This is a genomic window from Brevundimonas sp. (genome assembly GCF_003248455.1).
Taxonomy (GTDB): Bacteria; Pseudomonadota; Alphaproteobacteria; order Caulobacterales; family Caulobacteraceae; genus Brevundimonas.
The window spans coordinates 1-14,386 of record NZ_QFNM01000047.1; the positions used below are offsets into that span (position 1 = coordinate 1).

Annotated in this window: 15 protein-coding genes; 13 read left to right on the forward strand and 2 right to left on the reverse strand. The window is 66.7% G+C overall.

Annotation, left to right across the window (positions count from 1 at the left end; genetic code table 11):
* From DI624_RS14660 to DI624_RS14720, 13 genes are all read left to right on the forward strand, one after another.
* On the forward strand, nucleotides 1-1,445 hold a 1,445-nt coding region (locus DI624_RS14660), incomplete at its 5' end, for a hypothetical protein (RefSeq protein WP_291539961.1).
* Between the two features lie 28 nt (nucleotides 1,446-1,473).
* Complete coding sequence (locus DI624_RS14665) at nucleotides 1,474-1,794, forward strand: hypothetical protein (protein WP_291539962.1); 321 nt, start codon at nucleotides 1,474-1,476, stop codon at nucleotides 1,792-1,794.
* Nucleotides 1,795-1,852: 58 nt separating this feature from the next.
* Nucleotides 1,853-2,332 (forward strand): hypothetical protein, encoded by a 480-nt coding sequence (locus tag DI624_RS14670; protein WP_184278499.1) that lies wholly within the window; start codon nucleotides 1,853-1,855, stop codon nucleotides 2,330-2,332.
* Nucleotides 2,329-2,802, forward strand: coding sequence for a hypothetical protein (locus tag DI624_RS14675; RefSeq protein ID WP_291539967.1), 474 nt, complete (start codon nucleotides 2,329-2,331; stop codon nucleotides 2,800-2,802). The genes DI624_RS14670 and DI624_RS14675 overlap by 4 nt, the downstream gene beginning before the upstream one ends.
* Before the next feature lie 108 nt (nucleotides 2,803-2,910).
* Nucleotides 2,911-3,390 (forward strand): M15 family metallopeptidase, encoded by a 480-nt coding sequence (locus tag DI624_RS14680; protein ID WP_291539969.1) that lies wholly within the window; start codon nucleotides 2,911-2,913, stop codon nucleotides 3,388-3,390.
* Between the two features lie 35 nt (nucleotides 3,391-3,425).
* On the forward strand, nucleotides 3,426-3,827 hold the full coding sequence (locus tag DI624_RS14685; RefSeq protein ID WP_291539971.1) for a hypothetical protein: 402 nt from the start codon (nucleotides 3,426-3,428) through the stop codon (nucleotides 3,825-3,827).
* Nucleotides 3,824-4,132, forward strand: coding sequence for a hypothetical protein (locus DI624_RS14690; RefSeq protein WP_291539974.1), 309 nt, complete (start codon nucleotides 3,824-3,826; stop codon nucleotides 4,130-4,132). The genes DI624_RS14685 and DI624_RS14690 overlap by 4 nt, the downstream gene beginning before the upstream one ends.
* 676 nt (nucleotides 4,133-4,808) lie before the next feature.
* A complete protein-coding gene (locus tag DI624_RS14695; protein ID WP_291539976.1) occupies nucleotides 4,809-5,306 on the forward strand; it encodes a GAF domain-containing protein in 498 nt (165 codons plus the stop codon).
* Nucleotides 5,307-5,366: 60 nt separating this feature from the next.
* Complete coding sequence (locus DI624_RS14700; RefSeq protein ID WP_291539978.1) at nucleotides 5,367-6,044, forward strand: SDR family NAD(P)-dependent oxidoreductase; 678 nt, start codon at nucleotides 5,367-5,369, stop codon at nucleotides 6,042-6,044.
* Complete coding sequence (locus DI624_RS14705) at nucleotides 6,044-6,877, forward strand: CoA ester lyase (RefSeq protein WP_291539980.1); 834 nt, start codon at nucleotides 6,044-6,046, stop codon at nucleotides 6,875-6,877. The genes DI624_RS14700 and DI624_RS14705 overlap by 1 nt, the downstream gene beginning before the upstream one ends.
* Nucleotides 6,878-6,964: 87 nt before the next feature.
* The gene (locus tag DI624_RS14710) at nucleotides 6,965-9,019 is read left to right on the forward strand and encodes a capsular polysaccharide biosynthesis protein (RefSeq protein ID WP_291539982.1); all 2,055 of its coding nucleotides are present in this window, start codon (nucleotides 6,965-6,967) and stop codon (nucleotides 9,017-9,019) included.
* Nucleotides 9,020-9,135: 116 nt separating this feature from the next.
* Entirely contained in the window at nucleotides 9,136-10,287 is a 1,152-nt protein-coding gene (locus DI624_RS14715; protein WP_291539984.1) for a beta-ketoacyl-ACP synthase III, read from the forward strand.
* Between the two features lie 176 nt (nucleotides 10,288-10,463).
* Complete coding sequence (locus tag DI624_RS14720) at nucleotides 10,464-10,724, forward strand: hypothetical protein (protein ID WP_291539987.1); 261 nt, start codon at nucleotides 10,464-10,466, stop codon at nucleotides 10,722-10,724.
* A gap of 68 nt (nucleotides 10,725-10,792) precedes the next feature.
* Here DI624_RS14720 and DI624_RS14725 read toward each other — a convergent pair whose 3' ends face one another.
* Entirely contained in the window at nucleotides 10,793-11,320 is a 528-nt protein-coding gene (locus tag DI624_RS14725; protein WP_291539989.1) for a porin family protein, read from the reverse strand.
* Between the two features lie 333 nt (nucleotides 11,321-11,653).
* Nucleotides 11,654-14,332: a pyruvate, phosphate dikinase gene (gene ppdK, locus DI624_RS14730; RefSeq protein ID WP_291539992.1), complete on the reverse strand. Its 2,679-nt coding sequence runs from the start codon at nucleotides 14,330-14,332 to the stop codon at nucleotides 11,654-11,656.
* Between the last annotated feature and the right edge of the window lie 54 nt (nucleotides 14,333-14,386).

Sequence of the window (14,386 nt, forward strand, 5' to 3'; positions counted from 1 at the left end):
CCAATCTGGCGGCGTCGGTCAGCGCGTCCCGTAACCAGCTTCTCTACAACTCGACCGGCGCTCGCGGCATGGATGGATGGGTGGGCGGCCCCAACTGGTTTACGCAAGACTTCGGCTATGGGTTCGGGCGGGGTTTCAATTGCGCGGTTTCAGGGTCGTATTTCTACAATGACTCCGCTCACTTCGCAGGCATCGCTCCCGAGTCTTGGGTCACATGGTCGGCTGATCCGAAAGTGTTCGGTGGGACGTGCGATATTTGGCTTGAGTTTTACGATGGTGGGTTCAACCGGATCGGCGGAAACTATGCCGCCCTACAAGTGGCGAATAGGGATTTTGGGGCGCCTGTCTCTGGAGAGGTTTTAGCGCCCGCCGGCGCTTTCAACGCTCGCATTGTCGTGTGGCCCAACTTCTCTTCAGGAGGGTCCGCAGGCGTCCGAAGGATGAAGGTCGAACGCGGACGACTGCCCGCGACCGCATGGTCAGACGAGGAGACAACGAAGGCCCTGTCGGCATCCTTGTCGGTTACTGCAGCTGTAGCCGTGGATGCTCAGACCAGGCTGGCCAGCACGGCATTCGAGGTCATCGGTGCATCCGGTGGCGATCCCGCGCAACTTCTGGTGAGGACGACAGGAACCAGCTCTTTGGTCCAGATGGTCGCCAGCGCCTTGCGGTTCGGCAATGTCATCGGCGGACAGATCGTCGATGTCATGAAGCTGGTCGGCGGGTCCGTCTTCATCACGGGCAAGCTGCTGCTGGGCGCGGCAGGACAGATCGAACTGGACCCCGCCTACCCGCTGATCTTGTGGAAGTTCGGCAGTGCGCGCCTGGCCATCGGGCAAATCCCGAATGATCAGCTGTTCTTCTGGTTCGGCCCTTCGGTCGAGGTCAGCCAGATGCGCCGGAACAATGCGACCGTTTACATGGATCGCAACGGACGTGGTCACTGGATGGGCGCGATCACCGCCGGCACGATCTCGAACAGCATCCAGGGTTCGAACGTCAATGTGCCGGTGTCCGCCGCCCTGGGTCCGTTCTCGACGAACGGCGGACCGATCGTCGTCAACTGGTCGTATTCCTTTGATCGCACGGGCCGTCGTTGGGGGAACCAGACCGGCGGCGTGAGTGGCACGACCAGCGCCCTGGTGCGCCTGTATCAGAAGATCGGCAACGGCGCGGAAACCCTGGTCGACACCATGACGGTCAGCGGCGATTTGTCGGCGACCTATGACGGGGAGCCTGTTCCAGGCCAGCCTGGCGGCACCGTTGGGCAGACCTTCATCTCCGAATACATGGGCGCTTCCAAAACCTACACCGACAACGTCGGCGGAACGGCCGCTCGGACCTACCGCGTCGAGGTCGCGTCACGATCCAACAAGTCGGTCTCGGGGCAATCCCCGGCCGCTGAATCCATGGATCAGCGCTACGGCGCGACTTCCAGTGAATGACCAACCCTGATCACGAAAGGATATGATCATGTCGAAAGCTGACCCTACACCCGAAGAGATCGAGGCCGCCCGCGCCTTGGTCTTGAAAGCAGACAACGCCGCGAGCGAGGCCCGAAAGGCTGAAGTGCTCGCCAAACTCCAGCCCCTGGTCGCGACCGGCTTTGGGGCGGAGAATGCAGTTATTGATCTCGCGGCGCTGAGCGCAGTGATGCCGTCGAACTATGCCGGCCTCGCCGATGTCGATCCGAACCTGGCCAGCCAAGTGCTTAGCGTCGTTAGCCTGAACCAATCGGTGAACGACCGCATCCGCAACCTGGTCGCGCTGAACTCGCCGCCCGCAGCGGCCTAAGCCTACCCAATCCGCCCAACGGCTGTTCAACCCACGGCCTGACCCTCGGAGACCTCCAATGGCTCGTTTCATCCGCTGGGTGGCGGAACCCTTCACCGTGTTCGGGATCGGCGCGCTGCTGAACCTCATCCTGAGCGCGGCGGCCTATGCCGGCGTCATCGGGGCGGACCGTATCGACCCCGACTGGATTTTCCTGGCAGGCGCGGCCGGGGGCATCGTTTCCGCCCTGGTCCACGTCGGGGTGGTGTCGCTGGGTTCCGAACCCGCGACCTCGCGCGAGATCATGCGCGCGGTGATCGAGGGTGTGTTCGCCGTCGTCGTCGGCGCGTTGGTCGCTCGTTTCTGGGCCGCGCCCATCGCCCTGCGACTGGCGCCTGACATCAACCCGTCCGACCTGAGAGCCATCGGCTTTGGGATCGGCATGGGGGCGTGGCGCTTCGCACCTGGTCTGTTTGGGGCCGTCAAACTGCTGTCCAACCCCGCCACCCTTCGCGATCTGGCCCTGCGCTGGTTGGGCGGCACGAGGGCCAACCCATGACCCCTGTCGATATCGTCACCGTCATTGCCGCCGGGCTGGTCGGCCTGACCGTCTTCGCCCGCGCCGAAGTGGTTTCGCCGCGCGTTCGAAGTTCCTACGCCAGCAACGGTTTCGTGCGGTTCGGCATGGACGCCGTCGCACTGGTGACGGTGTTTGTCATATTCGAAATCGTCGGCGGCGCACATGTGCCCGACGCCGTCGCCTGGTTCTTCGTCATCGCCGCCCTGACCTCGACCGCCATGCTTATCAGCATGTTCGTCCACGATGGCCGTGAGGTCTTGCAGATGCGGCGGGCCGAGACCCGCGCGGCCGATGTCCAGGACATGAAGGAAGCGGTGGCGGAGACGGTCCCGCCGGTCGTGGAGCGCTCTCTGGAAAAGGTCGTCACCGGGTTTGCCGAACCGGCGCCGGACTATGACCGCTTGATCCGTATCGACCCCGTGCCGCCCCTCGATCGGGCCGCCGACTAACGCCTGCTTATCCGCCGCCGGGTGCGGCCTTCGGCTCGGGCGATGACGCCAGACCGATCAGCGCGCGTGCGAGCGCCGTTCGCACGCCTCAGTTTGTTGGAGACCAGAATGACCAAGTACCGCTTGGGCGCGCAATCCCTTGCGCGCCTGAAGGGCGTTCACCCCCAGCTGGCCCGTGTGGTCCAGGGCGCGATCGAAAGAACCAAACAGGATTTTATGGTCCTGGAAGGCGTCCGCTCGAAAGAGACGATGTGGGAATATTGGGGCAAGGGCCGCACCGCCGCCCAGTGTCGCGCAGCTGGCGTGCCCGAGAAGTACGCCAAGCCGGGTCTGGCCAAGGTGACTTGGCTGAATAACCCGCTCGCGTCCAACCATGGCGTCATGGCGGACGGTTTTGGCCATGCCGTCGATCTGTGCCCCTTCCCTGTCGATTGGAACGACCCCGCAAAGTTCGACGCCATCGCGGCCGCCATGTTCGCCTCGGCTAAAGAACTGGGCGTGAATATTCGCTGGGGCGCGGACTGGGACCAGGACGGCAATCCCCGAGAGCGCGGTGAAACCGACAGCCCGCATTTCGAGGTGGCGTGATGGGGTTGTCATCGCTTCTGCCGTCTCGGCTGGCCGTGATCTCGGCCGTCGGATGCCTGATCTTCATCCCTCTTGCCGTCTTCACCGCCTATGGCTGGGGCGTGTCGAACCGCGATCGTATCCGCGAGGAACAGCGAGCGGACGGCCTATACGATCAGATCCATGCTGCGGGCGTCGGGTACAAGGATCGATTGACCATGAGCCAAGCCAACCTGGCCGGCGCACAGGCGGCCTTGGCGACCCAGAACAAGGCCGTCGATGATCTGAAGCTCGCCAGTGACGCGGCTGCCGTGAGGGCGCAGGCGGCCGTGGATGCCGCCCAGGCCCGCGCCACAGCCGCGCAACAACGCGCCCAGCAGCTGCTGCTAGAACAACCCCGGCCCGGCGAAACCCGTTGCGAAGCGGCCGACCGCCTTATCTTGGAGCAAGTCCGATGAAACGCGCCCTGATCGCCGCTGTCCTGCTGCTGGCCAGCTGCAACTCGGCACCGAAACCGACGCCTGAGCCGGTCGTGGTGTTCAAGGAAGTTAGGGTTCCGGTCGCCGTGCCCTGCAACCCCGACATCGGACCGGAGCCCGCCTATGTGGACACGCCAGAGGCCATCGCCATGGCCCCGGATATCTACGCCCGCACGGTGCTGCTGGTCGCCGGCCGAATCCAGCGCATCGCGCGAGACGGGGTCAAAACCGCCGCGTTGGATGAATGTCGCCAGCGGCCAGACCTACCGCCCAAGCCTGGCTAGGCGGCCGGGTAGTTTGCGGACGACGAAGCAAGCGTCGAGCCCAAGGCTCCGCTATTAAAGCTCCCTGGTTTTAGGCCGGGGGGCTTTTTCGTTTCAGCGCATAAACGTCGGAGCCCGGCGGATAGACCCACTCGACAAACAGCGCCGATCCGTGCCCTCGCATTCCCTCGATCACCAGTGTCGGCGACCGAGCGCCGCAGCGTTTGCACACCATCCTTGAGCGCAGATCGCGAAGCGGTGTGAACTGAACCTTCTGCGAGTAAGTGCGCCACGCCAGCCATGTCTGGTTTCCGCACTGGCACAGGCACGACAACCGATCTCCCGACAGAACGTCGTCAATGGTTGTGTCGTCTGGATACTTCCCGGCCATGGGGGCTTATCGCACCGTGAACAGGGCGAGAACATTGGGCGGCACACAGGTTTGACACTGGTTCGTCCAACCCAGCGGTGGCGGCATCGTCCGAAACCCGGTTTGACAGCCTAAGTGCTTGATGCAGCTTGGAAGCGCACGCCCTCCGGGCCTACCATCCCCATGAAAACGGCGGCGGCCGCCGCGCGGGAAGGCGGCGCGCAATGTCGCGGCGGCGACCGGCCCCGGCAGGCGCGGGCGGCGCCCCCTCGCCGCCAAGCGCGGCGCGGCCTATATGGCGGGCCTGACCGCTTCGGAGTTCTCGCATTGGCCTATGTCGCCCGCAACGATCGCCCCGCCGACAAGGCCGCCCGATACGCCGAGATCGAGGGCGAAATCCTGGCCGTGCTGGACGGCGAGCCGAATGTGACGGCGCGGATGGCCACGGTCGCCTCGATGCTGGCGGACGCCTTCGATCACTACTTCTGGACCGGCTTCTATGTGGTGGCGCCGGACAGGGCAGACGAACTGGTGGTGGGGCCGTATCAGGGAACGCTGGGCTGCCTGAGGATCGCCTTCGGACGCGGCGTCTGCGGGACGGCGGCGGCGACGCGGACGACGCAGGTGGTCGAGGACGTTCACGCCTTTCCCGGCCACATCGCCTGCGACAGCCGCTCGGCCAGCGAGATCGTGGTTCCGGTTCTGGACGCCTCGGGGACTCTGATCGGCGTGTTCGACGTGGATGCGGCCACGCCCGCCGCCTTCGACGCCGAGGATCAGGTCGCGTTGGAACGTTTGATGGCGCGGGTGTTCGGGGCCGGTTGATCGGGACGAGTTGATCGCGCCGCCCCCGGCTCTATGGTCCCCGCGAAAGAGGAGGATCGGATGACCGAGCGGACAGTCGCCATCACGGGCGGACACGGCGCCCTGGGCCGGGCGGTGCTGGAGGCGGCCTTGAAGGCCGGCTGGCGGGTCGCGGTCATCGACCATGCGGCGGGTCACGCCGCGCCGGACGGCGTGCTGGAGATCGGCGGGATCGACCTGACCGACGCCGACCAGGCGCAGAAGGCCATGGACGCCGTGATCGCGCGATTCGGACGGCTGGACGCCCTGTTGAACATCGCCGGCGGCTTCGTCTGGCAGACCACCGACGATGCGGCGCCGGCCTGGGACCGGATGCACGCCCTGAACGTGACGACGGCGCTGAACGCCAGCCGCGCGGCGCTTGCCGCCCTGAGAGCCGCGCCCCAGGGCCGGATCGTCAATGTCGGATCGGCCGCCGCCCTGAAGGCCGGGGCCGGCATGGGCGCCTATGGCGCGGCCAAGGCTGGGGTCCACGCCCTGACCCAGGCCTTGGCGGAGGAGTTGAAGGCCACCCGCGTCACGGTCAACGCCGTCCTGCCTTCCATCATCGACACTCCCGCCAACAGAAGGGACATGCCCGGCGCAGATCCGGCGACCTGGGTCGCGCCGGCCGATCTGGCGGCGGTGATCCTGTTCCTGGCCTCGCCCGAGAGCCGAGCCATGACCGGCGCCCTGGTTCCCGTGACGGGCCGCGTCTGATGCGCGCCGAGCGGGTCCGCAGCGTCCTTTATCTGCCCGCCTCCAATGCACGGGCGATCCAGAAGGCGCGCACCCTGGACTGCGACGTGGCCGTGCTGGACCTGGAGGACGCCGTGGCGCCCGAGGCCAAGGCCGACGCCCGCGCGGCCGCCGTCCAGGCCGTGCGCGACGGCGGCTTCGGGCCGCGCCTGGGCGTGCGGATCAACGGGCTGGACACCGAATGGGGGCTGGACGACCTGGCGGCGATGAAGGCGGCGGGGGCGAAACTGGTGGTCGCGCCCAAGGTGGAGACGCCCGAGATGGTCCATGCCCTGACCGCCGGCCTGGCCAGGGGTTCGGCCCTGTGGGCCATGGTCGAGACGCCGCGCGCCCTTCTGGCCCTGGCCGAAATCGCCTCGGCCGACGGGGCGCTGGACGGGCTGATGCTGGGGGTCAACGACCTGGCCAAGGCGCTGGGGACCGGGACGTCGTCGGATCGCGACCCGTTCAAGCCATGGCTGGCGATGCTGGTCGCCGCCGCGCGGGCCAACGGATTGCTGGCCATCGACGGGGTATTCAACCGGATCGACGACGCGCAAGGGCTGGCCGCCGAGGCGGCGCAGGGGCGGCTTTACGGATTTGACGGCAAGAGTCTGATCCACCCGTCCCAGATCGCCGCCGCCAACGCCGCCTTCTCGCCGTCTGAGAACGAGGTCGCCCAAGCCCGCGCCATCGTCGCCGCCTTCGCCGCGCCCGAGGCCAAGGGCCAGGGCGCGATCCGCGTGAACGGCGCCATGGTCGAACGGCTGCATCTTGACCAGGCGCAGGCCCTGCTGGCGCGGGCGGAAGGCTGAACACCGTCTCCTCCCATTCATGGGGAGGTGACTAGCGGGTCTGAGGCAACCGCCCTAAACCTCGCGTCGAACTCCAGCGGATCCGCCTTGACTCTACCTGCCGACACGCCTGCGAAAATCCCGGCCTGGGTCTGTGCGCCCGGCGTGCTGAAGGTCCCTTTCCTGGAAGCCTTCCTGCCCGACTACGACCTGCGGCGCCTGCCGGGCGCGGAGATCGAGGCCGTGCTGGGCTGGGGCATGAAGCCGACGGCGGCGGCGGGACGGCGCTGGGCGCAGAAGAACGGTCGGCCCTATGTGGCGCTGGAGGACGGCTTCCTGCGCTCGGTGGGCATCGGCGAAAGCGGAGCGACCAGCCTGAGCCTGATCGTCGACGACCTGGGCGTCTATTACGATGCGACGCGGCCCAGCCGGTTGGAGCATCTGATCCTAGGCGCGGACGCCTGGTGCGACGCCGCCATGACCGCGCGTGCGCGGGGCCTGGTCGACCGGATCGTCGCATCGGGCGTGTCCAAGACGAACATGGGCGGGCCGCTGGATCAGAGCCTGTTGAAGCCCGGCCGCCGCGTGCTGATCGTGGACCAGACGTTCGGCGACGCCTCCATCGCCCATGGGCTGGCTGCGCCGGACAGCTTTGACGCCATGATCGCCGCCGCCCGGCGCGACGAGCCGGACGCCCAGTTGATCGTCAAACGCCATCCGGCGGTGGCGGCGGGGAAAAAGCGCGGCTGCGTGACCGATCTGGACGGGGTCGCCCTGGTCGACGCCGACGTGCGGCCCGCCGACCTTCTGGCGGCGGTGGATGCGGTCTATTGCGTCACCTCGGCGCTGGGGTTCGAGGCCCTGATGCGCGGCCTGCCGGTGCGCTGTTTCGGGGCGCCCTTCTATTCCGGCTGGGGCCTGACCACGGACGAGGTCCAGACCGGCCGCCGCGGCGCAGCGCGATCCATCGAACAGGTCGCCGCCGCCGCCCTGATCGCCTACAGCCGCTATGTCGATCCCGTCACCGGCGAATCCTGCGAGGCGGAACAGGCGCTGGAACGGCTGATCGCCCTGCGCGACCGCGCCGACCGGCTGGCGGGGTCGTGGTCGGCGGTGGGGTTCGCCCCGGCCAAGCGGCCGCCGGTGCGCCGGCTGCTGAACTCGCCCAAGGCGACGATGCGCTACTTCATGTCGCCGTCGCGGGCCGCCGCCCACGCGACCGCGACCGATGGCCGACTGATCTGGTGGGCGGGCAAGGAGAGCGAGGCGACGCGCCGGGCGGCGGCCGCATTTCGCGGCCCGACGGTGCGGATGGAGGACGGCTTCATCCGCTCGCGTGGCCTGGGGTCCGATTTCGTCGGGGCCCTGTCGGCCGCCCTGGACGACCAGGGCGTCTACTACGACCCGTCGCGGCCGTCGCGTCTGGAGACCCTGATCCAGACCTCGGACCTATCGCCAATGGAGCTGGCGCGGGCGGCGGACTTGAGGACGCGCGTGGTCGATGCGGGTCTGTCGAAATACAATCTGAAAGGCGGGGCGCCGACGAGGTGGCCCGAAGACCGCGACATCCTTCTGGTCGTCGGCCAGGTGGAGAACGACAAGTCGATCCTGCTGGGGTGCGAACCCGACCTGGCGACCAACTCGGCCCTGGTCGAGGCCGCCCGCGCCGACCATCCGGGCGCCTTCCTGGTCTATCGCAACCATCCCGACGTTCTGGCCGGCAACCGGCCGGGGCGGCTGGATGCGGAGGCTATGGCCTCGGTCGATGCGGTCGCGGACGGTCTGGACATCGTCGATTGCCTGAACGCCTGTCGTCGGGTGGCGACCCTGACGTCGCTTACGGGGTTCGAGGCCCTGATGCGGGGCAAGGCCGTATCGGTCTATGGCCGGCCCTTCTATGCGGGATGGGGGCCGACCGACGACCGGCTGAGTTTCGAGCGTCGCAGCCGCCGCGTCGGCGTCGACCATCTGGTCCACGCCGCCCTGATCGCCTATCCGCTCTATGTCACGCCCCAGGGCTGGCCTTGCGAGGCGGAAGACCTTGTGGCCCTGCTGATCGCCGCCCGCGACCAGCCGACGCCCAAGGCGCCGCGCGGCCAGGTGCGGCGCTGGGCCGCCGGCGTCGTCGCCAGTCTCGACCGCAGGCCGCCGCCGTCCTATTGAAGGCGTTCGTATAGGAAACTGACCTTCCTGAAACAGCGACGCCTCGCGGGCCGAGCGACAGGAACTTCCTCAAGCAGCGAGACGCCGTGCGTCGAGCCATAGGAAAAAAGAATAAAGTGCCCCACGCCGTCATCGCCGCCACCGGCCTCTTCACCCCTGAGCAGTCTGTCTCGAACGCCGAACTGGTCGACAGCTACAACGCCTGGGCCGATGGCTGGAACGCCCGCCACGCCGCCCAGATCGAGGCCGGCGAACTGCAGGCCAAGGCCCATTCCTCGCCCGAGTTCATCGAGAAGGCTTCCGGCATCAAGAGCCGGTTCGTGCTGGACAAGGCCGGCGTCATCGACCCCGCGCGGATGGCCCCCTATCTGCCCGAACGGGCCAACGAAGAACTGTCGATCCTGGCCGAGATGGCGGTCAAGGCCGCCCGTCAGGCCATCGCGGCCTGGGGCAAGCCGGTCTCGGAAATCGGCGCGGTCCTGTGCGCGGCGTCCAACATGCAGCGCGCCTATCCGGCCATCGCCATCGAGGTGCAGCAGGCGTTGGGGATCGATGGCTTCGCCTTCGACATGAACGTGGCGTGCAGCTCGGCCACCTTCGGCGTCAAGACGGCGGCCGACTTCATCGGCGGCGGCTCGGTCAAGGCGGTGCTGATGGTCAACCCGGAAGTCTGTTCGGCCCACCTGAACTTCACCGACCGCGACAGCCATTTCATCTTCGGCGACGTGGCGACGGCGGTGATCGTGGAATCGTCGGACACGGCCGGTCCTGGCGGCTGGGACGTGCTGGGCACGCGGCTGAAGACCGTCTTTTCGAACAACATCCGCAACAATTTCGGCTTCCTGAACCGCAATGCGCGCGACACCGCCCATCTGGACAGCCCGGTGGCGGACGACAGGGTTCAAAACGACAAGCTGTTCATCCAGCAGGGTCGCAAGGTGTTCCGCGACGTGGTGCCGATGGTGTCGGAGATGATCGTGGACCATGCCGGCGAACTGGGCGTCGATCCCCAGGGGCTGAAACGGCTGTGGCTGCATCAGGCAAACATCAACATGAACACCCTGATCGGCAAGAAGGTGCTGGGCCGCGAGCCGTCTTCAGAAGAGAACGTCATCATCCTGGACGACTACGCCAACACCTCCTCGGCCGGGTCGATCATCGCCTTCCACCTGCACAACGACGGCTTCGCACCCGGCGAGACGGGGCTGATCTGCAGCTTCGGCGCCGGCTATTCGGCGGGAACCGTCTTCGTGCGAAAACGCGCCTGACCTTGCGCAGGCGCGACGGTTTAGACCCCAAAAAGCCCGGCTTCGGAGAACCAAAGCGCGCGACCCGCGTTACGCCAGGTTAATTCCCTGTCCATGGCGATTCTCTCGCGGCGACGCTTGAAACTGTCACAAGTTTTTGTCACCCATTCCGGTGTCGAGAACAGGGGATATCCCAGATGGCTCACACGACGCCGAAACAGGTGCTGGAAAGCTTGGCCAAGGACATCGCCGCCGTGCTGAAAAGCATGGGCGGATCGGCGCACCAGAACATGGTCGTCGACTGCGTGGCGGCGATGAAGCGACAGCGCGGCGAGGCGGTCAATCCGCCCGATCTGCGGCAGAAGATCATCGAGGCCTTCGAACAGTATCGCGACTTGTTCGTGCGTCCCTTCGGCGAGGGCTCGCAGCGCTGGGCCCTGGCGGGCGATTTCGCCTGACAGCCCCTGCAGAACGAAAGGCGCGCTCCTTGCGGAGCGCGCCTCCTCGTTTGGGCTGACCGTCGGGATCAGAAGCGACGGATATAGCTGACTGAATAGGCGTCGGCCTCGCCGCCGTCGTCGCGATAGTCGCGGCGGGTCCAGTCGGCGCGCAGACCGTTCACGCCGTCCAGATAGAAGTTGGCGCCGGCGCCGTAGTTCCAGCTGTCGCCGCCAACGTCGGTGTCGGCGCCGGGGAACTCCTGCTTCAGTTCGGTGTGGCCGTAGCCGCCGCGGGCGAACAGCTCCAGCTTGTCGGAAACCGGCACCTTGCCGACGACATAGCCTGCGGCGTCCCACTCATGCTTGGTGGTCCCGTCGATGCCGGCGACGGTGAAGTCGTCGTCCTTGACGCCGACCGAGGCTTCGGTTTCGACGGCCAGGTAACGGTTCAGGTTCACGCCCAGACGACCCGTGACGGCGCCGGTCGTTGCATTGTCACCTTCAAGATGAGTGTAACCCAGCGATCCGTAACCACGTGGTTCGGGGTTGGTTTGAGCAAATGCCGGCGCGGCGATTGCGGAAACGGCGACGGCGGCAAGAAGAATGTTACGCATTGTTTCTTATTAACTCCTAGATGCGATGACCGAGCCGATCATCAGCCCCATCCAGCGATTGCTTAAATAGGCGACGCCTTCTTCTGTTCCAGGGGCGACCCGACAGCGCGATTGTTTGTGGGCGCCGAGACACATACGGCGTTCCCCCAAGTTTGTCGGTTCTGTGACAAAGCAGAAAGGGCGGCCTCGTCAGAAACCGCCCTTCCGATATTTCCACCCGTCGTCCTCGGGCTTGGCCCGAGGATCGGTCGACAGGCCCTTCGTCGTCATCGCACCTACGGCGGAGCCTCCGATCCCTGGGCACAAGCCCGAGACGACGGCGCCGGATAAGTCTCACCTATCCTTTTCGCGTTCCACGTCCAGGGCGGCCTGGGCGGCGGCCAGGCGGGCGATGGGCACGCGGTAGGGCGAGCAGGAGACGTAATCCAGGCCGGCCTTCTCGCAGAAGGCGATGGACGACGGATCGCCCCCGTGTTCGCCGCAGATGCCCAGCTTGACCTCGGGCCGCACGGCGCGGCCCCGCTCGGCCGCGATCTCGATCAGGCCGCCGACCCCGTCCTGGTCCAGACGCACGAAGGGATCGGTCTCGAAGATGCCCTTGTCCAGATAGGCCTGGAGGAAGCGCCCGGAATCGTCGCGGCTGATGCCGAAGGTCGTCTGGGTCAGGTCGTTGGTGCCGAAGCTGAAGAATTGGGCGTATTCGGCCAGGTCCCCGGCGCGGATGGCCGCGCGCGGCAGTTCGATCATGGTTCCGACCAGATAGTCCACGCTGTCGCCCGCCTCTTCGAAAACGGCCTTGGCGGTGCGGTCGGTCAGTTCGCGCAGATATTTCATCTCCAGACCCAGGGCGACCAGCGGGTGCATGATCTCCGGGATCGGCGCCTGGCCCGACGCCTGCTTGACCTCCAGCGCGGCCTCCAGCACGGCCCGGACCTGCATCTCGTAGATTTCGGGATAGGCCACGCCCAGGCGGCAGCCGCGATGGCCCAGCATGGGGTTGGTCTCATGCAGTTCCTTGGCCCGGCGCTTCAGCTTTTCGGCGTCGATGCCGGACGAGGCGGCCAGGGCGTCGATGTCCTCGTCCGTGTGCGGGATGAACTCGTGCAGCGGGGGGTCCAGCAGGCGCACGGTGACGGGCAGGCCGGCCATGATGGTGAACAGTTCGACGAAATCCGACTTCTGGAACGGGGCGATCTTGGCCAGGGCCGTGCGGCGGCCCTTCTCGTCGTCGGCCAGGATCATCTCGCGCACGGCGGCGATGCGGCTGTCGTCAAAGAACATGTGTTCGGTGCGGCACAGGCCGATGCCCTCGGCGCCGAAGCCACGCGCGGTCTTGGCGTCCAGCGGCGTCTCGGCGTTGGCGCGGACCTTCAGACGGCGCACCTTGTCGGCCCAGCCCATCAGGGTCTGGAAGTCGCCGGTCAGTTCCGGCTCGATCATCGGCACGGCGCCCTCCAGCACCTCGCCCTTGGAGCCGTCGATGGTGATGATCTCGCCGGCCCTGAAGGTGCGGCCGCGCGCGGTGAAGACGCCCTCGGCCTCGTCGATGTGGATTTCGCCGGCGCCGGAGACGCAGGCCCGGCCCATGCCGCGCGCCACGACGGCCGCGTGGCTGGTCATGCCGCCGCGCGCCGTGACGATGCCGCGGGCCGCGTGCATGCCGTGGATGTCCTCGGGGCTGGTTTCCTCGCGCACCAGGATGACCGCCTCGCCCAGGCCGGCGGCGCGTTCCGCCTCGTCGGCGTCGAAGACGATCTTGCCGGTCGCCGCGCCGGGCGAGGCCGGCAGGCCGGCGGCGATCACGGTGCGGGCCGCATCCGGGTCCAGCGTCGGGTGCAGCAGTTGGTCCAGGGCGGCCGGTTCGACGCGGCTGATGGCTTCTTCCTGGGAGATGACGCCCTCGGCGGCCAGGTCCACGGCGACCTTCAGGGCCGACTTGGCGGTGCGCTTGCCGTTGCGGGTCTGCAGCATCCAGAGACGGCCCTGTTCGACCGTGAACTCGATGTCCTGCATGTCGCGGTAGTGGCTCTCCAGCGTGTTCACCACCTCGACGAACTGGGCGAAGACTTCCGGCATGGCCTCTTCCATCGAGGGGGCGGTCTCGCCCATCTCCTCGCGGCCGATCTTGGTCAGGCTTTGCGGCGTGCGGATGCCCGCCACCACATCTTCCCCTTGCGCATTGATCAGGAACTCGCCGTACAGACGCGCCTCGCCGGTCGAGGGGTTGCGGGTGAAGGCCACGCCCGTCGCCGAGGTCTCGCCCATGTTTCCGAACACCATCGACTGGACGCTGACGGCCGTGCCCCAGCTTTCGGGGATGTCGTGCATCCGGCGATAGAATTTCGCCCGGTCGTTCATCCAGCTGGCGAAGACGGCGCCGATCGCGCCCCACAGCTGGTCCTTGGGGTCCTGCGGGAAGGCGTGGCCCAGTTCGCGCTCGACCACGGCCTTATAGTCGACGACCACCTTCTGCCAGTCCTCGGCGGTCAGGTCGGTGTCGACGGTGACGCCCAGACGATCCTTGTGCTGGTCCAGCACCTCTTCGAAATCGTCGTGGCTGAGGCCCAGGACCACGTTCGAATACATGGTGATGAAGCGGCGATAGCTGTCGAAGGCGAAGCGGCGGTCGCCCGACAGGGTCGCCAGGCCCTCGACCGTCTGGTCGTTCAGACCCAGGTTCAGCACCGTGTCCATCATGCCCGGCATGGACGCCCGCGCCCCCGAGCGCACCGAGACCAGCAGCGGATTGGCCACGTCGCCGAACACCTTGCCGACGATGTCCTGCACCTTCTCCAGCGCTTCCTGGACCTGGGCCTCCAGATCGGCCGGATAGGTTTCGTTGTTGGCGTAATAGTGGGTGCAGACCTCGGTGGTGACGGTGAAGCCCGGCGGCACCGGCAGGCCCAGGGACGACATCTCCGCCAGATTGGCGCCCTTGCCGCCCAGAAGGTTCTTCATCGACGCATCGCCGTCGGCGGAACCTCCGCCGAAGCCGTACACCCACTTTGTCATCTTGCAGTCCCTGAGCTTTCAGATCGTTCGGCGGGTTCGCCCCGCTCGCACATG